The sequence below is a fragment of the Microcoleus sp. T2B6 genome, assembly GCF_036700475.1.
GTDB lineage: Bacteria > Cyanobacteriota > Cyanobacteriia > Cyanobacteriales > Microcoleaceae > Microcoleus.
Genome location: NZ_JAUBOZ010000075.1, coordinates 1 through 22,960, shown reverse-complemented (window position 1 = coordinate 22,960; position 22,960 = coordinate 1). Strand labels below are relative to the sequence as shown.

Genomic DNA, 22,960 nt, shown 5'->3' with positions numbered 1-22,960 from the left:
CGTTCATCAGTGTTTATCTGCCTTCATCTGCGGTAAAAAAAAGGCAATAATCTTTAGATAACCCTAACTCTAAATAACCTATTTACCAACCTTAACCCGATCGCCATCCTTAAGAAAACCCGCGCCAGTAACAACCACCCGATCGCCCGCTTTCAAACCCTTTTTAACCACCACCTTAGCAGCAGTCAAATCGCCCACAGCACCCCCAGAAATTTCCCCGACTTCCACCGGTTGAGCCTGCACCTTGTCCTCGCCGACAAGTTTATAAACAATAGAACTGCCGTCAGATTGCGGCACAATAGCTTTAGCGGGGACTTTCAAACCTTGAGCCTTTGCCGTCGAAATCGATGCGCGCAAAAACATTCCCGATCGCAAAAACTCGCTTGCCGGCAAATCAATCTTCACCGTAGCTTGCCGATTTTGCGGGTCAACTACCGGCGAAATCTCTCGTACAGTTCCTGACAACTTAATCCGCTTGTCAGAATCCGAAGTAATTTGCACTGCTGTTCCCGGCCGCACTTGCGAAATCTGAGTTTCCGGTACTTTCAATTGTAGTTCCAGCTTGTTTCCCCGAATAATCGAAAATAGTTTTTGACTTCCCGAAGAAACATCGCCAACTCGACCAATTCTTTCAGCCACAGTGCCACTATCCGGCGCTCGAACAATAGTTTGTTCTAGTTGAGTTTGTAACTGTTTGACTTGTGCATCATTGCTGCGGACACTTGCTGCGTTATTTCCGACATTTGCTCTGGCACTGCTGACACTAGCTCCGGCCGTATTCACTTTAGCACGAGCGCTGGCGAGGGCTGCTCTAGCCGTACTGATATTAGCTTCAGCAGTAGCTACTTTAGCAATAGAAGATTGCACTTCTTCCGCTGCTTTATTCTGTTCTTCCAAAGCTGTATTCAAGTCAGCTTTAGCTTTGTTCAAGTCTTGAACAGCAGTCTGCCGTTCCGTCTTTCGCCTTTCCAAATCTTGCTGACTAATTACTCCCTGAGTCGCCAAATCTTGGGTGCGATTTACTTCTCTTTGAGCTTGATCTAATTTAGCCTGAGCGGAGGCAATGCCGGCTTTAGCTTGAGTGACACCGGCTTTAGCTTGTTCCACACCTGCCCTTGCCTGCCCGACGCCTGTTTTGGCTTGCGCTGCGTCAGCGATGGCTTTTTCAACGCCAGCTTGGGCTTGAGCCACGCCGGCTTGGGCTTCTTGTTGGGCTGACTGAGCTTGCTGTACCTGAGCTTGGGCTTGTTCTACCGTAGAATTTGCCGATTGTACTCCCGCAAGCGCTTCGGCAATTTGCGATCGTAGCACCGAATCGTCCAAAACCGCCATCGTCTGACCTTTTTCTACCACATCCCCTTCTTTCACCAACACCTGCTTGATTTGCAAACCGTTGGCTTGTGGTAGCACCGGCAGCAAGTCATAGGCTGCCACGGTGCCCGTCGCTTCCAAAGTTTCACCCACCTCGGCAGATTCCACAGGCGCCACTGTCACAGTTTGATCCGTCGCCTGCTGAGTTGCCGATGGAATTGGAGCGGCAGCAGGACGCGCATTCTGCTTGGCCCCAGTCAAGTTTACTGCTAGCAACGTTGCAGCAACACCAATCCCTGCGCCCGCCAACAAGGCAGGCCACCTGATTTCTTTGCGGGGCCCAACTTCAGTTGTTTCTGGTTCCCAAACTTGTTCTGCCTCGATTTCTGGAAGTTCCAGCGCAACTTCTCGTTCATCATCGTCACCAGAGAATTGCCAGCGAGAGTTGTCTGAGACTTCACTTCCAGCTACATCCACTGCTGAGATCCTGTCGTGCCCGCTCTCCACGGGGGGAAGGGGTTGCTTTTCTTCCGCTTCTGAAAAAACTTGATTGGTCACGGTAGTTCCTCTCGCCGCTATTAGCCTTTGGTTTTTTTATTGTAAAGAAAGATTGCGGTTTTTATATTGGATTCATTTTAGCGGATAGCCTCAGCAATCCCGCGTCCCCCTTTTGGGTGAGTGTGGCGCCGTTTCACCTTACAATTGCGAATAGATCGGAGTTTGTGCGATCGACCTTTAATTTGATCTGCCTGTGGGGCCTACTGAATATTAGCGTGATTTCCGAGCGTGGGGTCGATCGGGCTGGCATTGTCTCTCCCCAAGTGGCTTGGCCGTCACCTATCTATCAATGCTGAGAAAAGTCAGTCTAATCTTGAACTGATTATTCCTAATCTATAGCAATCCTCGCATCATTTGTGAATTTCTTACTCCCTCCCCTTGATAAGGGGAGGGTTGGGGTGGGGTCAAAAATTTACGACTCCTGCAAGGATTGCTATATACTCTAATGTGTTTATTGTATAATACGGCACATCTGCTGAAAAATTTGTGCCACTTTATTTAAAAAAAATCAAAATGAATACTCTTTTTTCTCCCCTCCAACAGTTTCTAATTACTTGGCTGCTAGTGCTAGTGACGGGATGGTTTACCCTGACTGCTGTCAGTTACGTTGGGGAACTGGTCAGCATTTTAGTAACAGCGGGACTGATTGCATTTTTATTAAATTATGCAGTAAAAAGACTGGAAGTATTTTTGCCACGGGGAGTGGCGGCGGGGCTGGTTTATTTAACTGCGGGTGTGATATTAGTAGTAATCGGTTTAACTATTGTGCCGCCGGTGTTCAACCAAGCCAGCCAGTTGGGCGTGAGGTTCCCGGAATTGCTGGAGTCGGGGCGGCAGCAGCTAGGTGAATTTCAAGCCTGGAGTGCGGATCGCAATTTACCGTTTGACGTGCAAATATTGGAGCAGCAACTGTCAGCGAGAGTCCAGGGACAAGTCCAGGCGCTCGCCGGTACGGGTTTAGGCTTAGTTGTAGGTACTGTTAACTGGTTTTTGGACTTAATTTTTATTGTGGTGATTTCCTTTTATATGCTCCTAGATGGGAAAAGAGTGTGGCAGGGTTTGACCAGCATTTTTTCCCCAGAAATTCGCTATGTTTTAACAGAGACTTTGGAACGAAACCTCCAGCGATTTATATCGGGACAGTTATTGCTGGGACTATTTATGGCTCTCTCGTTGACTCTGGCTTTTTGGTGGCTGCAAGTTCCGTTTTTTCTGTTGTTTGCCGTCTTTATAGGGTTGACGGAAATAATTCCGTTTATTGGAGCGACGCTGGGAATTGGCACTGTTAGTATAATTGTAGCGTTTATTGATTGGTGGCTGGCGCTGCAAGTGTTGGTAGTGGCGATCGGTCTCCAGCAAATCAAGGATAATTTAGTAGCTCCCCGAATCATGGGCAATCTCACCGGATTGAGCCCGGTAATTATTTTCACAGCTTTGCTGTTAGGAGGTAGAGTGGGAGGATTGTTGGGAGTTATCCTGGCAATTCCGCTCACTGGGGTTGTAAAAAGTATAGTAGAAATTGTCCTCAATCCCAAATTGCCACCCCAAACAGGCTCGTTTTTCTACAATCCTTTTAGCGGCGAGGAATTGGGGAAAGTACCAGAAGAGGGAAGTAGAATAATCTTGGTTGCAGATGAACAAAAGTAGTCTAATTTTTGTAGTAAGTAATTCTGTTATGAAAACTTTTATAAGTCAGGAATTAACTTTTGGCTGCTGAGTCCATTAAGATAAAGACTAAAGTCTCTACAAAGAACTTTAAGAACTTTAGTCTTTATTACTAACCCACTTAAAATCTCAAACCTAAAAAATTATGAAATGGTGGCAAAATCTTAGAAACAATCCTCTAGCTCGGTTGGGAGCCGTGCTGCTGTTAATTTTTTATACAGTCGCGCTTTTGGCCGAATTTGTGGCACCTTACGACCCCTACGACTCTAAATTAAACGGTTCATTGCTGCCGCCGACTCAGATTTATTTAACCACCCAAGACGGGCGATTTATCGGGCCCCACGTTTATCCGACTACTCAGGGCCCGGTGGATGCGAATACCGGCGCTCGTGAGGTAATTGTAGACTGGCAAAAACCCTCGGTTCTAGGCTTGTTTGTCAAAGGTTCTCCCTATAAGTTTTTAGGAGTTTTGTCATTAGAGAGGCACTTGTTTGGTACTACAGGAGAAGGCCAAATTAACCTTTTAGGGACGGACGAACAAGCTCGCGATCAATTCAGTCGCTTAGTACACGGCAGCAGAATTAGCCTCAGCATCGGTTTAGTAGGAATAGCAATTTCTTTCCCGTTGGGATTGTTTATCGGAGGAATATCGGGTTATTTCGGCAGTTGGATTGACAGTATATTAATGCGCTTTGCCGAAGTATTGATGACGATTCCCGGTCTTTATTTATTAGTAGCGCTAGCAGCAGTGTTGCCGCCGGGATTGACAAGTGCTCAGCGATTTATATTGATTGTGCTGATTACTTCATTTATCAATTGGGCGGGTTTGGCGCGGGTAATTCGCGGTCAGGTACTGTCAATTAAACAACGAGAATTCGTGCAAGCGGCGCGGGCAATGGGGGCCAATCCAATTTATATTATTGTCCGCCACGTTTTGCCACAAACTGCAACTTATGTAATTATTTCTGCTACTTTGGCGGTTCCAGGTTTTATTGTGGCGGAGTCGGTTTTGAGTTTAATTGGCTTGGGAATTCAACAGCCCGATCCTTCTTGGGGAAATTTACTATCCCTGTCTACTAATGCTTCAATTTTAGTGTTGCAGCCTTGGTTGGTTTGGCCTCCGGCGATACTGATTATTTTGACTGTTTTGGCGTTTAATTTATTGGGGGATGGGTTGCGGGATGCTCTCGATCCGAGAAGCATTCAAAGGTAATTGGGACTGGGTAATTGGTAATGGGGAATTCAAATATTTGTAGGGGCGGGTTCACCCAAATTTATATCATCAATTCCCCGAACTAAAAAATCCGCCCCCACCCATCACAGATACTCAAAAACTTGTTCCGCAATCAGGGTTAATTGGTTTGGTGGGGGCGGGTTCACCCAAATTTATATCATCAATTCCCCGAACTAAAAAACCCGCCCCCACCCATCGCAGATACTCATAAACTTGTCCCGCAATCAGGGTTAAAATTGGTTTGGTGGGGGCGGGTTTATTAATATTTTGAATGTGAACCAAAGATTGTTGGTGAACCCGCCCCTACGAGATTTGGTAATACAAGGATAGCTCAAAAATACCAAGATTAGTTAAGGATTAACTGGCAACCATATCGTAAAAGTAGAACCAACACCCTCCTGACTTTTTACTGAAATATTGCCGCCCATCATTAGGCAAAAACGCTGGCTGATTGCCAGTCCCAAACCGGTGCCGCCGTACTTGCGCGTGGTAGAAGCGTCTGCTTGGATAAAGGGTTGGAAAATGTGCTGCAACTGGTCTGGAGTCATCCCAATTCCTGTATCTATACAATTAACAACTAAAAATTCGTTACTAGCAATTGAAAATTCTGAAGTCGCCGCCGGTTCAGAAGTGTTTTCTTGTTTTGCTTCGCTGCTGTCACCCGCAATTTTTTCTCGGCTGGCTGTGAGGGTAATTGTACCGTTTTGAGTGAATTTGGCGGCATTGCTCAGCAAATTTAATAAAATCTGCTGCACTTTCGTAATGTCACCGTGCATGGTGCCGATATTGCTAATTTTGTGCAAGTTGAGAGTGTTGCCGTTTTTCTCTATTAGCGGCGCGGCGGTGGATGCTACTTCTTCAATCAAGGCGGCGATGTCGAAGGTTTCTAAGTAAAGATCCATGCGGCCGGCTTCGATTTTAGAAATGTCGAGAATGTCGTTAATTAGCGATAGTAAGTGTCTGCCGGAAGAGCGGATTTTGTCTAAATCTGGGATGAGTTCATCGTAACCCAATTCTTCGGTTTCTTCTTGGAGCATTTCGCTGTAGCCGATGATGGCATTCAGAGGTGTTCGCAGTTCGTGGCTCATGTTTGCCAAAAATGCGCTTTTTGCGGTGGAAGCGGCTTCGGCTGCTTCTAGGGCGAGTTGCAAGGCGGATTCAAAGACTTTTCGATCGCTAATATCCTCGACGCTGCCTTCATAGTAGAGTACCTCGCCGTCGGCGTCGCACACTGCACGCGCGCTTTCGGAAATCCAAATTACCTTGCCGTCAACGCGGTAAACTTGTGACTCAAACCCCGAAACTTCTCCGAATTCTTCCATCACCCGCATAAACTTCTCGCGCTGCTGAGGATTGACGTAAGCTTGCTGCCTAATGTTTGTTACATTTGATGTCAATTCTTCGGGAGTGGCGTAGCCATAGATGCGGGCTAAAGCTGGATTTACGCTCAAGAAGTGGCCTTCGGGGGTTGTTTGAAAAATGCCTTCGACGGCATTTTCAAAGATGCTGCGGTACTTTTGTTCTGCTTGACGCAAAGCGCTTTGTGTACGATCGCGCTCGCTGGCTTCGATCGCCAATGATACCAAATCTGCGAGAGAAGCAGCAAAATTTTGTTCTTCTAATGTCCAGTTGCGAGTAGTTCCCACTTGTTCGATACAGATGACTCCCACTGTTTGTCCGCCGAGTCGCACTGGCGCATCTAAGGTTGATGTAGTACCCACTTTTGCAAAGTAAGATTCCCCAAATTCTCTGGTTCTAATATCTGAGAGAGCGTCCTCGGCTGCGATCGTCCGGTGTTCTTCCAAAGCTTTAAAATAAGCTGGATAGTCTGCTGCTGTCAGTTCGGCACCTTGGGAATGTTGCTGGTTGCTGCTGCTAAATTGGTCGAGACATTCCAGTTTCGATCGGCTTTCATCGTACAACCACGCGCCGGCTTTTTCTGTCTGTAGCGTATGAGCTGCTGCTTCGGTGATTTGCCTCAAAGCTACTTGCAAATCGCCTCGATACAGCGCTTTATTTCTTGCCAATTCTACCAAAACCGTATTTTGTTTGAGCAATTGTTTTTGCCTTTGGCGTCGCGCCGATTCGGCTCGCTTCTGTTCGGTAATGTCGCGGGCTACCACAATGACGGATTCTTCTGAAAGCGGTGAAATGCTGGCGGCAAAACAAACTTCGCGGTCGTCAATGGTTAAATTGTACTCGATACTGACAGTTTGCCGAGTATCTAAAGCTGCTCGGAGGTGGTTGAGAAAATTGTCGGCTCTAGCTTGCGGAAACACCTCTGTGAGTGTTTTGCCCACTAATTCTTCGATTGGTTTGTAGAGCAGAGAAAGATTTGTGGGGGCGATTTTTAAATAGCGACCGCTGCCGTCGAGAACTATAATTAATTCGTTCATAGCTGCAAACAAAGCCCGCAATTCTGCTTCTGCGGCTTCGAGTTCGGCAGTCCGCTCTGCTACTCGCTGTTCTAAACTAGAGTTGGTTTGTTCTAGGGCAACAAAAGACGATCGCAATTGTCTCGCCATTTGGTTGAAAGACTGAGCTAGGAGACCGAGTTCTTTGACTCCTTGAACTTCGACTTCGCCGTCTAATTCTGCGGATGTGAAGTCGGATGATTCGGACATTTTTGTTAAAGTTTTGGAAGCTTCCAGCAATCGGGTAATCGGTTTGACAACCCAGCCAGAGGTGAAAATTCCGAGGACGATCGCCACTACGAAGGCAAAAAAGCACAATAAGATAGTTGTGCGAGTGTTGGCATTAATTTGCTCCATAAAGTCTGCTTCCGGGATTGCGATTACAATCAGCCAATCGAGGCCGCGGCCGTCTTGCAGGGGAGCAACGGTAATGAATTGACGTTTGCCGTCTATCTCGAAGGTAAACTGTCCTTGGCTGTTAATTTGTTCAAAACTACCAAATCGTTGTTGCAAGTATGTGGAGGCCGATCGAATTAGCAAATTTTTGCTCTGTGTCGCCAACAGCCGTTTTTGTCCGTCTTTGTCAGTGACAAAGGGCAATTCGTCTGTGGAACTGGCGACTATTTCACCGCTACGTTCGATCGCAAAAACTTGTCCAGACGGGCTAATTTTGATGCTTTTGAGAAAATCGCTGATTTGAGAAAGAGTCAGGTCAATTGCCAATACCCCCCGCAGGTTTTCTGTTTCATTGTAAATAGGCACCACCGGCGTAATCCCCAGAACTGGCGAGGCTGCGAAGGGGTAGATGGGAGACCAAGTGGCTTTGCCTGACTGTTTGGCTACTTGGTACCACGGTCTAGTACGGGGGTCATAGGCGACGGTTTTGATTAGCTCAGTGCGATTTCCTTGGCTATCTAGGCGATAAATTTGGCGGTTTGGAGCGGTTGATTCGTCTCTGATGTATACTAAGTCTTCTGCTTCTCTCTTGAGCAAGAGGAATCTGCCCTGTTCATCGCCGTAGTAGATGGTTGTATTTCGATCGCTCAGCTTGGTCTGGTTCCACAAATAGCGCTCTAAGTTGGGGAAGTCTTGCGGGTCTAAGTTTCCAGAGGAGATCGCAGCAGTATTCATTTGCAGGAACAGGTGAGACACATCCCCAAAACTGCGGAAATTTTCTTTAGTTCTCGCTGCAACTTCCAAGCTTAACCTCGTAGCAAGGTCATTGACGGCTTTCTGGCCGTTGCGAAACGACAGCCATCCAGTCACGCCGACTGCTACGGAGATTTGCACCACCAGCGGTATCAACAAAACAAGGCTCAGTGACATCTTGGGCGAGCTTTTCATCACACAACTGCTCAGACTTTTCAATAACATCAATATTGTGACACCTACCGGGTTTGTGTATCGTTTGTCGCTTAAACTGAAATGTTGCACCATTCTCAATTAGCTTTTTATGAACAGGCTTTTCGGCCTGTTCCACAAAGAGTGAATTTTCTTGTGGAGCAGGCCCAAAAGCCTGTTAAGCGAGAATGGTGCAATATCTCAGTTAAAAGAACCCTCGATATAAGTTACAATGCTGTACACAAATAGTGAAGTGCAGTGGCTGGCAGCTCAAAACGGGGCTGAGGTTTCCACCGATACTGTAAAAAATTGTAATATTAATCATGCCACTACTTGCCTGAATGTGGCGATCGCTCTGCTGGCTCCCGGTCAAAAAGTCACACCCCGTAAAAAAAGCAACTTTAGGCCCGTGCTCCCCACCCTGGTTGTCATCAGTCATTGCCAATTATTCAATTTTTTAATCTAAAATTTAAAATCTAAAATAAGCTCACTTTCTCCGGGTGGCAATTGTCGTCCTTACGCCTGCTTAATAAAAATTAGATTTTAATTTTTTCTACAGTGCGAGGACAAATGTAAAGTAGGTGACAATCTCGTGTTAAAAAATTTGCTATTAATAAGATAAGCCGCCAAAATACCGTAGCGTAGCGGGGCGTAAGCCATCGACTACAAAGAGGATAATTAAAGCATCTGCATTTAATCAACGCCAGCAAAGTAAAGCGTTTTTGGCTTTTTTGGACGCTCGATATTTTGGCAAAATAATACTTCTGGAGGATGACATGAACTATACATTTGAAATCCTGGGCGTATCTCCAACTTTAACATTTTTTACCCAGCAGCAGGAATTGCTGCAACAACAGCAGCCGTCCGGTGTAGAATACTTGGCAAACCGGAAGTGCACTCTCGATGCGTTTGTGGCATCCGTAGAGACAGTTTCTCCTAACCGCGGCTGGGATGTCGATCGAGTTGTAGACACCGTGATTAGTTTCTGGATGAACAACTCTGATAGCATCCAGTATTGGAGACACAGGCTGCAGGATGCCGGCAGCGAAAACTTGTTAGTAGCCAGAGTAGGTGATATCAAGTCTTTGCAAGCTGCATTTGAATCGCTGCTGGGCGAATAGGAAAATCGCCAATTGCGAAAAAGTCGATCGACTTTTTCGCTAAAACTGAGATATTGCACCATTCTCAATCATCCTTTCAGGCCGTTGCTCAGAGCAACGGCCCACAATAAAATTTATCTGTTGTGGAACAGGCATCTTGCCTGTTCTTGAGAATAGTGCAAGATGTAAGTAACATCCACTCAACTGTCTCTTTCCAATTTCCAATTGGCAATTCCCAAATATTATGTCTCGTTCCAAAGCCCTGCAATCTTATATTTTTGTCCGCTTGCTTCTGGCACCCCTAATGTTGTGGACAATCACCACAGCAGTATTTTTGCTCTTGCGGGCCACTCCGGGCGACCCCATAGATGCCATTCTCGGCTCACGAGCTCCCGCAGCCGCCAAAGAAGCAATGCGAACTCAACTCGGCCTCGACGCACCCCTGTGGCAGCAATATCTCAACTACATGAAAGACTTATTCAGTCTGAACTTGGGAACATCCATCACCACTCGCGGACAAACCGTGTGGCAAATTATCGGAGATTATTTCCCCGCTACAGTGGAATTAGCAGTTTGTAGCATGGCCATAGCTTTAATTGTTGGCATCAGTATCGGTTCCTTAGCAGCATCCCGCCCCAACACTATTTTCGATGCTGTCGGCCGTTTGTTTGGCATTATCACTTACTCACTGCCGGCTTTTTGGGCCGGCATGGTTTTGCAATTAATTTTCGCGGTGCAGTTAGGATGGTTTCCCTTGGGAACTCGCTTTCCCGTGACATTCCCCGCCCCCGAAGGCTACACAGGACTATACACTATTGACAGTCTCCTGAGCGCTAACCCTGGTCAGTTTCTCACATCTTTGCATTATTTGGCACTTCCGAGTTTGACCTTGGGCATTCTTTTGAGCGGCATTTTCGAGCGCATTGTCAGAGTGAATCTCAAGCAAACTTTGCAAGCAGATTATGTCGAAGCAGCGAGAGCTAGAGGCATTCCCGAATTGCAGATTTTATGGGCTCACGCTCTAAAAAATGCACTAATTCCGGTGATTACTGTCTTAGGATTGACTTTTGCTGCACTGTTGGGCGGTGCTATTTTAACAGAGGTTACTTTTTCTTGGCCGGGGTTGGCAAATCGTCTTTACGAAGCGATTAGCTTGCGGGATTATCCAACTGTTCAAGGTATTGTGGTGTTTTTTGCGGCAATTGTCGTAATTGCCAGCATTGTAATTGATATTTTGAACGCTTACGTTGACCCGCGAATTCGGTATTAAAGGAAGTTATAGCCTTTCTCAGTAACATGAGGTGCTCTCGCGGGCATAGGGCATAGGGCATAGGGCATAGGGCATAGGGCATAGGGCATAGGCATAGGACAAAGCCCCCATACCTCACAACGCTTGAGAACCGCTATAGTTGTTATTATATGATGTCCGGTCAATTACCCTTTTTCTTACGGGTAATTGACCGGACATCATACAGCGTATCCGGATCTTCCTTACTTAATGTGCCAAACTATTGGTTTAAGTAGTTGAAAATCAACATATATCTGAATTTAAGAAAAAACGGCTAAAATCAACTAAAACAAGACCAGAAATTTTTGCTATATAAGAATTTGTGCCATTATTTTTAGATAAATTAGCACAGTAAGTAAGGAAGAGCCAGTATGGTGTACAGTCCGCGCCTTACCACTACAGATGGTGTCAAAATAGATTCCTTGCGTCCAAGACTGTATCCCTTGTACCGCAGAATTCAAAACATCTGTGGCTTGACAACGTAAAACTCGTGTAATATACTGTAATTTATTGTACTTTTGTCAATTCTTACTGCCATGAAGCTAACTGCTGGTTGCTAACCCATCCCGATCGATTTTCAACGCTCTGTGCTTTAAAAACTACGAAATCCAGAGATTTGAATTGGGTAGCGACCTCTCGATCGTACTGCGATCGAGCGTCCAGCACTACGAGGACGGCTCAGCAAAGCAAGATGGAGCAGAAATATGCAAAAGAAAGCAATTCTCAACGCAGCTAATTTGACCTGCGAAGTCGCACCCACACGGACTTTGTTCGCAGATATCACTGTTGCAATTCATGAAGGCTCGCGCATTGGCTTAGTCGGTCGCAACGGCAGCGGTAAATCGACCTTGCTCAAGCTACTTGCCGGACAACTAATCCCGCAGATTGGCACAGTCGCGAGGACAGGTAGTGTTTACTATCTGCCTCAAGTCAGTACCCTGAATCTGTCTGCATCGAATGAATTGGTACTGGACTGGATCGCTTCTCATTCGGATGAATGGTGGAGGGTGACGACGTTGCTAGAAGAGAAGTTTGCCTCGGAAGTCTCGCTATCTCAGGCTCTGGGCACAGTGAGCGGTGGAGAACTGACGAAACTTTGCTTGGCGATCGCTCTATCGAAGCAGCCTGATATTCTGTTGTTAGATGAGCCAACCAATCATTTAGACCTGTTAACCCTGGAACAGTTGCAGACAGCACTGCAAGAATTTTCTGGTGCTTTCGTTATTGTCTCGCACAAGCCGTTTTTTCTCGATCGCACCGTCGATACGATTTGGGAATTAACGCCAGCGGAGTTAAAGGTTTACGGTGGGAACTACTCCTTCTATCTATCGCAAAAAGAAATCGAGCATCAAGCCGCGTTACGCGCCCACGAAGTAGCGCGAAAAGAACTAAAGCGAGCGCAAACATCAGCATCTCAGGAACAACAACGAGCAGCCCAATCTCGCCAACAAGGTCGCAAACGTGCCGACAGCATTCCGAAAATTCTCGCTGGTGCGTTGAAGCGACAAGCTGAAGTAATGGCAGGAAGTGCTAAGAAAAAACATGACCTAGCCGTAGAAAAAGCAACTAATCAAGTTACCGCAACCAAAATCAGAACGACGAAAACAACCCGGATTAAATTAGAAGAATGCAGTCAAAAACACAAAAATTTAATCGATATTCAAGGTGCTGATTTAAGATTAGGAGAGCGCCGATTACTCAAAAACATTCAGCTTCATGTATCGTCAGACTCGCGCATTGCTATTACGGGAAAGAACGGCTCAGGAAAATCCTGTTTAGCTCAAGCCCTTCTAGGAATGGAGCGAACTCCAGCAATTTTAGAATCCGGTGAAATTGCCATAAAATCTGCCCTAAAATGGGTATATCTCGATCAAAGCTATGAAATTGTCGATCGCTCTCGGACAGTCCTAGAAAATATGCAAATGGCAAACCCAAACTTAGACTATCAATTGCTGCGACAGCAATTAGGAAATTTTCTATTTTTTAATGATGAGGTGAACAAGCCTGCATCTGCCTTAAGCGGCGGTGAGTTAGCGAGATTAGGGCTGGCTGCGATCGGCATTTCTCAAATTGATTTGCTCATTTTAGATGAGCCAACAAATAATTTGGATTTGGAAACAGTGAATCAGATTGTTGATGGAGTCAATGAGTTTCAGAGCGCCCTCTGGGTCATTTCCCACGACCTCGACTTTCTCAGCCGCATTGGAATCACACAAGCCTACCAACTCCACAATGGCCAACTTCAGCCGCTGATCCATCAACCGCATGAGTTGGAACGTTATCATCAGGAATTACTTGAGATGCAAATGTCTTAATTCTGAAGCTCAGTGGCGCAGCCTACATCAGCAGGAGTAGCCAAAGCTCCTATTTTGGGAAGAAGACAATTTCTAGTTTCTGGGCAATACTGGATCAAACACAGTTCAACATTTGAGGAAACGCTGATGAGATTATTGCGAACAATCGCCGCTCTATCGGCGGCCTTGACCCCACTGATGGCTGAAGCTGCCTTTAGCCGTCCCATGCCGGGAACAGCCGATTTTCCCAGAGCCTCAAACCCCCAAGTAAATGTACCGGTTTGTTTCATCGAAACCCGAGGTGGCACAACTTTTGATTTAGTCAGCTTGTGCGGCAGCAATGCTGCTCCCCAAAACACTGCTCCGGGCAATGCTCCTGCAAATAACCCCAATGCAGCCACTCCTCCGCCTCCTCCCCCGAACCCCAACGCCATCACCAGAGATGCTGCCGGCACCCCGATAACTACTCCTGCAGGCACGGCAAATCCCAACAATCCCAACAATGCCAATCCGGGAACTTCGCCGAATACCAATCCCAACAATGCCAATCCGGGAACTTCGCCGAATACCAATCCCAACAATGCCAATCCGGGAACTTCGCCGAATACCAATCCCAACAATGCCAATCCGGGAACTTCGCCCGCAGGTACTCCCAATGCCAATCCGGGAAGTTCACCGAGTACCAATCCCAATAATCTCAATCCGGGAAGTTCACCGAGTACCAATCCCAATAATCCCAATCTGGGAACTTCACCGAGTACCAATCCCAATAATCTCAATCCGGGAAGTTCGCCCTATACCACTCCCAATAATCCCAATCTGGGAACTTCGCCGAATACCAATCCCAATAATCTCAATCCGGGAAGTTCACCGAGTACCAATCCCAATAACAGTGCGTCTCCCACGGGTGGAACTGCTGGTGACAGCAACAGCGATTTAGTTCCAAATCGCAATCTCAATCTTCCGAGAGTGCCGCCGAGTTCCTTTAGCCCCGGAGGTCTTGCACCGACTAGAGAGGCGATTGATGGCCCCCGCCAGTAATAGGCGAAGTGTCAGAACTTTTACAGAAACCGGGTTTCTCGGAAACGTTCTCTTTTTAAGGGATATTTCACCCGCGAGAAAGCCGGAATATTTATTTGCCTGCGTAATATTGCTCTTAGGTGCGATCGGCATATTTTGTAGCACAGTAGCGAAATAAAAGTTAAGCTAAGAACTTGTAGACGCTATGGGCCAAGCACTCTTTTAAAACTGGCCAACCAGGTAGAAGCAGTGATAGATAGCCAGCTTCAATCCGTAACAGGATTAGTTATCAGAAAATAGGGTTTAAAACCCCGTCCTTCTAGGACGGCTTTAATTTCTTAAATCCATTCCTAAAAATCCGGAAATTTCTTGTATTTGTGCTAGACTAGAACAGTCAAGGTTAAACTCCTTTGCCCGAAGTGAAACGGAGACACACTTTTAGGCATAAATTGTTGGACCGAGAGCAGCGAAAACTCTTAAAACAGCTAGAGGATCGACGCATTCTCTTTACCAGAAAACAAATAATTTAGTTCATTTGTTAAGTAGGGTAGGGCATACCCGAACTCTAGGTTCGTATCCTAGTACGCTTTTGGAGATAGACCCTCTGGGGTTGCTGTGAATTAGGCTCGTCAATTGGTGTAATTGCACGGTTGAAAAGTTTAAAGATTGCCGAAAGGACATAGCGCTTAAAGGTCAGTCGATGAATTAAGAATCCCTACGCCTTTAGGCTAGGGAGTGTCAACAGCACAGGTTAAAATTATTACCAGGCGGGTGCTCGCCAGCTCCAAGTTCTCAAGCTAAACCATTAAACAGGCATATTTTTGTTAAGCCAGTGTGGTTTGGAAAGTACCGGCTGATAACATTAGCAAGACAAAATTAACCCGATTATTCGGAGGCTCTTCATGAGCAAAATATTTGTTTTAATAAATTGGAACAAAATTGCTCTAGACCCGATCCTCTGCGTTGGCGTAGCCCCCGTAGGGGCGGGCTTCGCTAACGCACTTGAGGAGGACATCTAGTGTCAAACTTAGTTCAACGCTTAGAAATAACCGCTCATCCGCAACTTGAAAAATCCCTCGGCTATCGAGGAGATAGTCGCTGGGTAGCTTGGCGCTGGGAACCAGACATCGACCAACTTATTTCCAGCGACGGCAAAACAGTCGGCACTGGCAATAATATGGCTTGGCTGGTGTTTTTGCAGCACGATTTAGTCGATCCTGCGGTACAAGAGTACAACCTCGGCGAGGGCGATCGCTACTGGCTGCTTTTAGACACCGCAACTAGAAATCTCTACGTCGGCGAAGGGAAAACAGTTCAAAGTCTGCTCGAACAGCCGGAAAGTTTAGGTTTATTGGCCTGTCTCGATGGTGGCAATGCCGATCGACAAACTGGTGAAACTTGGCAGCAAACGCTATCTCAACTAACAGCAAAACCAGTTGTTCGCAACCTCACAAATGCCCTTCCTTTCGGTATCGCGGCTGCTTTGATAGGTGCTTTAGGCATCGGAACCGGATTGTGGGTAGTACCGGCAGTGCAGCAGAAAATAGCCGAAAAAACAGCTTTTATTTCCCCAATTAGTTCTGGCGCCAACTGCGGGCTTGACGGTTCCGACGATTTTTCAGCTTATATCGGTTCGTCAAGCGGAAACAAAGAACTTCATTTAATAGGCGTTTACGAAGCCAATGCGGATCACAAGAACCGAGATTTATCAAAAAGTGCGTTAGCGAAGCCCTCGGAGAGGATCGAAGTCAAAGTAGAACGTCGAAACAAGCCCATAATTCTCGCACTTTCAGCCTACGAACCCGTGCAGTGGAACATTACCGCAGAACCGGGGGCCGTTATCGAAAAAATCATCGTTAACGGATACCACAACCAAACTGTTTCAGGAGTTTCGGGAATTCCGGTAGAAGAGCACAGCTACGAAGAAACCGGAGACAATCTCGGCGACTTTATGTACAAGTGGGGTGCTACCCCTGACAGTTCCAATACTTCTTCCCTCGTGACTAAATTGGAACAGAAAAACGGCACCAGTTTAACTTCTTTTCAAGGATGCTACAGAGGTAAGAACTTTACGATTAAGTAATAAGTATTGATTATTTTGGGGTAGGGAAACGGCAATGCCGTGTCCTGAATAGCCGTGTTGTCGCTGGTTGTATCAACAGACCACTCGCAAGGGTAATTTCATCATCCAATGCGGTTGATTTTACCCCTTATACCCATTTAATGTGAAGTTGCACATATCTCGATCCCCCTCGCATACCCCCTACTCCCCCTGATTGTTGGGGAGTAGGGGGTGACTTTGATCGGAATCTTGTCCCTTGTCCCCCCCTTATTAAGGGGAGTAGGGGTTGAGTAGGGGGCAAGCTAAGGGGGGCTCGGATTCTACGGGGCCTCATAAAAAATTGGTATTACCTTAGATCTTGCACCATTCTCAATTAGCCGTAGGGGCGGGTTCGCCAACAGCCTTAAAGCTTGCAAATAGGTTCTATAAACCCGCCCGACCCCACGAAAAATCCTCTTATTGATATTGCTGCAAGATGTCAGTATTACCCGAAATCAGGACACGGCAGTGCCCTTTCCCTAAAATTAATCCGGCGATGGTTACATCCTCACCAGGACGATTATTTTGGGGTAGGGAAACGGCATTGCCCATTGGCTTCAACTTAACGTACAACAAATAGTCCGGCTCTTGTTGAAACCCCTGCCTCAAAACTAAAGTCCTCTTGCATAGGACTAATGAGTTCTTCAGTCCTCTTTGAGAGGACTTTAGCTATTAGACAGGGAATTCATTCCCTGGCGGACTGCCGGGTGAGCGGGAGGACTTGCGGAGGAAAAGTTTAAGTTGACACGCCTTGGGCATTGCCATCTCCGACCTTGCCTGATGTTAATTCAATTATTTATATTTTGAACTGTTATTTGACAAGGTTATGTAATGACTGTATCATAGGCTCTTAAGTTTAATTTTTGATTCCCTAAAATAACAATGCTAACAAACTTAAGATGAAATACTGGTACGAAACCCTCGCTGTAGCGCAGCGGATTTTAATTGAATTGGGGAGGCGGCGACGCAGCTTAGTATTGTGGAGTATTTTTCCAGTTTCTATCTTGCTAATTAACGGTTTAATTTTAAAAGAACGCGCTAATCTCACCACAGCAAAAGCCTTTGAAACTGCTGCACCTGCAAGCTTAGTAGGAGCAGCTTTATTTTTTAGCTGTCTCGGTGGTAGCGTAGCAACGGTAGTAGCAGAGCGAGAACAGCATACTCTCAAACGCTTGTTTATTTCCCCCCTGAGCGGCACTTCCTACTTTTTAGGAATTTTTCTGGCTCACAGTTGCATCGGCATCGGACAAGTAATTTTAGTATATACGATCGCCTCTTGTTTAGGAGCACAATTTCAAGGCTCTATTCTGTTAGGATGTGCGATTATTCTGCTCAGTATTGTATCTTATGTAGGTGTAGGCTTTATTCTCGGCACCCAGTTTGCGAGGCGCACTGAAGATGTCAACTCCCTAGTAGCGGCTTTCGGCGTTCCTTTGTTGATTTTAGGAGGCGCATTCTTGCCGACTTCGCTATTTCCCAAAAGTCTGCTGGATCTCGCGCAGTACAATCCAATCTATCACATGAACGAAGCGCTGATGGGCGTGTGGGCTGACGGCAAAGATTTGGCTGATATTTCCGAACACTTCGGGTTTTTGTGTATTTTTGCAGTTTTAATGATAGTAGCCGGATGGCTGTCTTATCGGCGGATGTTGCGAGTAGAAAGAAGGCTTTAAAACTATCTAATTATGTCGCAATACGGTTCAGTTAACACTGTTAATTCCCCGGAGATCCCCCTAAATCCCCCTTAAGAAGGGGAGTAGGGGTTGACTTTGAGCAACTTCTTGTCCCCCCTTCTTAAGGGGGGCTAGGGGGGATCGGTCTTATCTGATAAGAAGGGGGACGCAAGAGCAACTTCTTGTCCCCCCCTTCTTAAGGGGGGCTAGGGGGGATCAGTCTTATCTGAACCGTATTGCATTATGTCGTAATTATTCATCTCTCTCTTCTCTGACTCTGCGCCCTCTGCGCCCTCTGCGGTTTAATCGTTCAGAAACAACCGTAAATATATAAAATAATACGGAGAATTAAAGCAGTGCTGCAAATTGAAAAGTTAAATAAGTCTTACGGCGAGCGTTCAGTGCTTAAAGATTTAACACTGCACATTCAAGCTGGAGAAATTTACGGTTTGCTGGGGCCAAACGGGGCGGGCAAAACTACAACTATCAATATTTTATGTAATTTGCTAAATGCCGACAGTGGCAAAGTTTCTATTAATGGCGAACCTGTTTCCGAAGCTACAAAATCCTTAATAGGTGTAGCGCCCCAAGAAAATTTGCTTTACAAAAGCCTTAGCTGCGAAGAAAACCTCAATTTTTTTGCTCAAATTTACGGCTTAGAGCGCAAGCAGCGGCGCTATCAAGTAAGACACTGTTTGAAAGCAGTTAATTTGACAGATAGAGCTACAAGCCCTGTGGAAACTTTGAGCGGAGGAATGCAGCGCCGTTTGAATATTGCGGTGGCTTTGGTACACCAGCCTAAATTAGTAATTTTAGATGAACCGACAACGGGTTTAGATATTGAGGCTCGCTACGAAATTTGGGAGTTAATCCAGCGCTTGCAATCGGAAGGAATTACAATTTTGCTGACAACTCATTTGTTGGATGAAGCTGAGCGGCTGTGTCAGAGAATTGGGATTTTGAAAAATGGCAGTATTGTGGCCGAGGGCAGTTTGGAGGAGTTGCAAAAACTGATTCCTGCTCAAGAAATTATCGTGGTAAAAACCGACGAAGAAGCTGAAGTCATCGCCCGCGCTAAACAATACAGTTTCATTCCCCGCCGCTACGGTAGCGATTTAGCTTTTTGGCTGCCGGAACGTTTAGAATTAAAAGAAATTATTTTGCTGTTCGACGGGATTTCTATTGATTCAATTGCTCGGTATCCGGTGCGGTTAGAACATATTTATGTAGAAGTGACTAAACAAACTGTATCCTAATCCGCGTCCATCTCCGTATATCCGCCCGGTGCGCTTCAAAAGCCAAAGAAACCGGGTTTTTTGCCATTTTTGCCGACCGTAACGCAGTATCTCGCAAAAACCCGGTTTCTGGCCACCCGTGCGTCCAAGACTAAACTAAATTCATCTGCGTCCATCCGCGTATATCCGCCACCATCTGCGGTCAAAAATTCCAGAGTAATTAACAAAGGCGATGTCTAGGTTGTAAAAATATCGTCAACCTTAATGCTGTCTGGCAAAATAGCCAATAAAATTCCGCTAAAACAAATAAACCCTCATACCCACAGCCTCTCTTGGATGCCTAAATTATGTCCTCATGGCAAAGATCCGACTTTTCCGACTTTATGATCCGACTTTTCCGACTTTACAGAGGCAGGGGCCCTAAGCAACGATAGAGATAGGGGAAAGCCAACCCACGATGTCTAGATGGTAAAGATATCGTAAACCTGGATGTTGTGTTGCGAAGTGTTAAATAAAAATATGGTATAAAAGATATATCTGTGGTATGATACATTTAGGTTGCATCTCATGTTATTGAACCCCATTCCCACGGGAAGCCAGTGAAAGCCCACTTCATATCAGGACTACCCCGCTCAGGCTCTACTTTACTGGCTGCACTACTACGACAAAATCCCCGGTTTCACAGCGCTATGACTTCCCCTGTCGCGGGTTTAGCTGAGCGAATGTTGGAAGCCATGAGCGAAGACATTGAGTTTTCCGTATTTATTTCACCGGAACAAAAACGGGCACTGATTGTGAGCATCTTTTCAGCCTATTACCACCCGCAAGCTGACAAAGAAATTATCTTTGACACCAATCGTCTTTGGTGTAGCAAATTGCCACTAATTCGGGAACTATTTCCCGAAGCCAAAGTGATCTGTTGTGTCAGAAACATCGCTTGGATTATGGACAGCATTGAGGTGACGATTTACCAATATTTATTGACTATTTAACTCCCCGGTAGTTGTAAATATTAATATTACGAGGCGACTGCCAACAGCAACAAATGGTTTTGAATAAAGACAAGTCTTACCGATGACAAATTCCCGCGAAACCACCCCAGATCCCAAAATTACCATCGTGATTCCTGTGTATAACCGGGAACGCTACCTACCAACAGCTATTGAAAGCGTTTTAGGACAAACCTATAAAGATTTTGAATTGTTGATTTGGGATGATGGTTCTACAGATACCTCGCTGGCAATTGCCAGCCGATATGCACAGCGAGACAGTCGTATTCGCGTTATTGCAGCACCCCATCAAGGCCTATCTCACGCTTTGAAAGGAGCTTTTGCTGAAGCGAAAGGAATTTACCTCGGTCAAGTAGATAGCGATGATATTCTTGATTGGAGAGCCTTAGAGCTAACCGTCCCTATTTTAGAAACTTATCCAGAAGTAGGGCTGGTTTATACGGATTATTTAGACATCAATCAAAACGGTCAAATTTTGGGACTAGGACACCGATGTTCTATACCTTATTCTAAAGACCGAATATTGATTGATTTTATGCTCTTTCACTTTCGATTAATCCGTCGCTCGGTGTATGAACAGGTAGGCGGAGTTAAGTGCGAAGACAATGAATTTATCCCAGATTACGAACTCTGTTTGCGACTGACAGAAATCACTGAAGTCCATAAAGTTAGCCAGCCCCTTTATTACTACCGACAGCACCCGGAAAGCATATGTAAAACAAAGCAGATCCAGCTAATACTCTTGTCTCAAAAAGTGATTAGCCAAGCTTTGGAACGTCGGGGGATGTCAGAACGCTATCAACTTAGAGTAGAAGTTCAAGCCCGTTTTTTTGTCGAAGAAAAACCGATTGAATCACCCAATTGTAGGGGCCCAGACACCTAAATAAAACCCTCCTAGGGGCGGTTCACTCATACTAACCATAGACCCAGCTAGGGTTTGAGAGATTTTGTTCTCTTATACTCTGCGGCTTATTGACAGAAGAGGGGTATTATCTATGCTTCCTACAAAAGACGCTGGTAAACTCGCCCCAACAAAACCAAACCATAAACCTTATTTCAATCACAACTAGAAAAGAAAATGACTCTAACTGCCAAAAATATCCTAATCATTGACTCAGCCATTGAAGACCGCCAGACTCTCCTTGACGGCGTAATCTTAGGCACAGAAATTGTCATTCTCGACGCTCACCTTGATGGGATAATACAAATTACCCAAGCCTTAAAAGAGCACACCGACATTGACTCGCTACATATCGTTTCTCACGGTTCCCCTGGATGCTTGTATTTGGGCAAAACTCAACTGAATCTTGAGACTCTGGAAAACTACAGCAGGCAACTGCAACAATGGCGACCTAGCTTCACAGAAACAGCCACAATTCTTTTATATGGCTGCAATGTTGCTGCTGGGGATGGCGGAGAAGAATTTATCCAAAAACTGCATCAAATAACCAGGGCTGAAATAGCCGCTTCCGTCCAACCCACCGGCAACGCAGCATTAGGAGGCGACTGGGAACTAGAGGTGAAAAGGGGAGAAGGTAAACCGCCTCTGGCATTTGACGCAAAGGCACGACAAGCTTATGCGGGAGTGTTGGGGATTTTTAAAGTCAATAGCACGGCTGATACCAATGACAATAACGCTGCTAACGGCTACACCCTGCGGGAAGCCATAGTCGCCGCGAACAGCCTACCGGATGAGGACACTATCGAATTTGGAGACTTGTTAGGTACCAACACTATCATCCTCACAAGTCTCCTACCCACTCTCACCACCGACATTATTTTTAATGCCACGCTAGCCAACCCACTCACTATTAGCGGTGCCGACAATTACCAGATATTCAACATCACCAACAATGCCACCGTCAGCTTCAAAAACTTCACCCTAGCCAATGGCAAAGCACGGGGTGCTAACGGCGACAACGGCAACTTCGGCGGCGGCGGCGGCGGTGCAGCGGGAATGGGAGGTGCCCTGTTTATCGACAGTGGCAGGGTGACGGCAAGTGGTGTCACTTTTAATAATAACCAGGCGCTAGGTGGTGGCGGCGGCTACGGCGGCGGCTTCGGCGGGGACGACCGCAGCGACGAAGTGGCCGGCAAGGGCGGCGGCGAGGGCGGCGGCTACCCCGGCGGCTACGGCTTCGGCAGCGGCGGCGGCGGCGAGGGCGGCGGCGGCGGCTTCGGCAGCGGCGGCGGCGGCGGTGGCTACGGCGGCGGTGGCGGCGGCGGCGGCTTCGGCGGCGGCGGCGGCGGCGGCGGCTTGGGCGACGCCGAAGCCTACTACCCAGGCGGCAGCGGCGGCTTCGGCGGCTTCGGCGGCTTCGGCGATGGCGGCGGCGGCGGCGGCGGCGGCGGCGGTGCGGGTTTGGGAGGTGCTGTGTTTGTCAAAGCTGGCACTCTCGACCTGATTAATACCACCTTTACGAAGAACCAAGCCACAGGCGGCTCCGGCGGCTTATTCAGCGAATCTCAGGCTGACAATGGCGCGGGTAAAGGTGGGGCAATTTTTGTCTACACGGGCGCAAAAGTCAACTTCCAGACTCTACCAACTTTTGAGGGTAACACCGCCGCTAACGCCAAGACTGACCCCACTACTACCGATCTTCCCGCTGACAACGAGAATGTCTACGGCACAATCCTGTTAACGATTGCCGAGAAACCGAATACCCCTCCAGTCGTAGCTAATGCAATTACCGCTCAATCAGCCACGGTGAACACA

General features: G+C 46.6%; 17 protein-coding genes. 13 read left to right on the top strand and 4 right to left on the bottom strand.

Translation table 11 applies throughout. The features are described 5' to 3' along the window. Positions 1-78: 78 nt before the first annotated feature. Positions 79-1,869, bottom strand: coding sequence for an efflux RND transporter periplasmic adaptor subunit (locus tag QUA00_RS25945; protein WP_333411663.1), 1,791 nt, complete (start codon positions 1,867-1,869; stop codon positions 79-81). A 513-nt stretch (positions 1,870-2,382) separates the two neighbouring features. Here QUA00_RS25945 and QUA00_RS25940 point away from each other — a divergent pair. Both QUA00_RS25940 and QUA00_RS25935 read left to right on the top strand, forming a co-directional pair. Beyond that, positions 2,383-3,516: an AI-2E family transporter gene (locus QUA00_RS25940; RefSeq protein WP_333411662.1), complete on the top strand. Its 1,134-nt coding sequence runs from the start codon at positions 2,383-2,385 to the stop codon at positions 3,514-3,516. Positions 3,517-3,679: 163 nt separating this feature from the next. Next, on the top strand, positions 3,680-4,747 hold the full coding sequence (locus QUA00_RS25935) for an ABC transporter permease (protein WP_333411661.1): 1,068 nt from the start codon (positions 3,680-3,682) through the stop codon (positions 4,745-4,747). A 371-nt stretch (positions 4,748-5,118) separates the two neighbouring features. On the opposite strand, the gene QUA00_RS25930 is transcribed toward QUA00_RS25935, so the two are convergent. After that, positions 5,119-8,526, bottom strand: a complete 3,408-nt coding sequence (locus QUA00_RS25930; protein ID WP_333411660.1) for a PAS domain S-box protein — start codon at positions 8,524-8,526, stop codon at positions 5,119-5,121. Positions 8,527-8,755: 229 nt separating this feature from the next. Here QUA00_RS25930 and QUA00_RS25925 point away from each other — a divergent pair, with 229 nt between their 5' ends. The 6 genes from QUA00_RS25925 to QUA00_RS25900 all read left to right on the top strand — a co-directional run bounded on the left by QUA00_RS25925 (position 8,756) and on the right by QUA00_RS25900 (position 16,308). Beyond that, the gene (locus QUA00_RS25925; protein ID WP_333411659.1) at positions 8,756-8,989 is read left to right on the top strand and encodes a hypothetical protein; all 234 of its coding nucleotides are present in this window, start codon (positions 8,756-8,758) and stop codon (positions 8,987-8,989) included. A 310-nt stretch (positions 8,990-9,299) separates the two neighbouring features. Continuing rightward, positions 9,300-9,644: a hypothetical protein gene (locus QUA00_RS25920; protein ID WP_333411658.1), complete on the top strand. Its 345-nt coding sequence runs from the start codon at positions 9,300-9,302 to the stop codon at positions 9,642-9,644. Between the two features lie 223 nt (positions 9,645-9,867). Beyond that, a complete protein-coding gene (locus QUA00_RS25915) occupies positions 9,868-10,893 on the top strand; it encodes an ABC transporter permease (protein WP_333411657.1) in 1,026 nt (341 codons plus the stop codon). Positions 10,894-11,615: 722 nt separating this feature from the next. Beyond that, on the top strand, positions 11,616-13,226 hold the full coding sequence (abc-f, locus tag QUA00_RS25910) for a ribosomal protection-like ABC-F family protein (protein WP_333411656.1): 1,611 nt from the start codon (positions 11,616-11,618) through the stop codon (positions 13,224-13,226). A 126-nt stretch (positions 13,227-13,352) separates the two neighbouring features. After that, a complete protein-coding gene (locus QUA00_RS25905; protein WP_333411655.1) occupies positions 13,353-14,246 on the top strand; it encodes a hypothetical protein in 894 nt (297 codons plus the stop codon). A 997-nt stretch (positions 14,247-15,243) separates the two neighbouring features. After that, a complete protein-coding gene (locus QUA00_RS25900; RefSeq protein WP_333411654.1) occupies positions 15,244-16,308 on the top strand; it encodes a hypothetical protein in 1,065 nt (354 codons plus the stop codon). Positions 16,309-16,743: 435 nt separating this feature from the next. Here the strand turns inward: QUA00_RS25900 and QUA00_RS25895 are convergent, their stop codons facing one another. Next, the gene (locus QUA00_RS25895; protein WP_333411653.1) at positions 16,744-16,878 is read right to left on the bottom strand and encodes a hypothetical protein; all 135 of its coding nucleotides are present in this window, start codon (positions 16,876-16,878) and stop codon (positions 16,744-16,746) included. Between the two features lie 347 nt (positions 16,879-17,225). On the opposite strand from QUA00_RS25895, the gene QUA00_RS25890 reads away from it, so the two are divergent. Further along, on the top strand, positions 17,226-17,999 hold the full coding sequence (locus QUA00_RS25890) for an ABC transporter permease (RefSeq protein ID WP_333411652.1): 774 nt from the start codon (positions 17,226-17,228) through the stop codon (positions 17,997-17,999). 356 nt (positions 18,000-18,355) lie between these two features. Then, a complete protein-coding gene (locus tag QUA00_RS25885) occupies positions 18,356-19,255 on the top strand; it encodes an ABC transporter ATP-binding protein (protein ID WP_333239505.1) in 900 nt (299 codons plus the stop codon). 35 nt (positions 19,256-19,290) lie between these two features. Here the strand turns inward: QUA00_RS25885 and QUA00_RS25880 are convergent, their stop codons facing one another. Further along, a complete protein-coding gene (locus QUA00_RS25880) occupies positions 19,291-19,461 on the bottom strand; it encodes a hypothetical protein (protein ID WP_333146505.1) in 171 nt (56 codons plus the stop codon). Positions 19,462-19,833: 372 nt separating this feature from the next. Here QUA00_RS25880 and QUA00_RS25875 point away from each other — a divergent pair, with 372 nt between their 5' ends. The 3 genes from QUA00_RS25875 to QUA00_RS25865 all read left to right on the top strand — a co-directional run. Next, positions 19,834-20,226 carry a sulfotransferase gene (locus QUA00_RS25875; RefSeq protein WP_333411651.1) on the top strand — a complete coding sequence of 131 codons (393 nt, stop codon included), beginning with the start codon at positions 19,834-19,836 and terminating at the stop codon, positions 20,224-20,226. 82 nt (positions 20,227-20,308) lie between these two features. After that, the gene (locus QUA00_RS25870) at positions 20,309-21,127 is read left to right on the top strand and encodes a glycosyltransferase (RefSeq protein WP_333411650.1); all 819 of its coding nucleotides are present in this window, start codon (positions 20,309-20,311) and stop codon (positions 21,125-21,127) included. Positions 21,128-21,322: 195 nt separating this feature from the next. Then, positions 21,323-22,960, top strand: a 1,638-nt coding sequence (locus tag QUA00_RS25865; RefSeq protein ID WP_333411649.1) for a DUF4347 domain-containing protein, incomplete at its 3' end; no start/stop codon positions are given.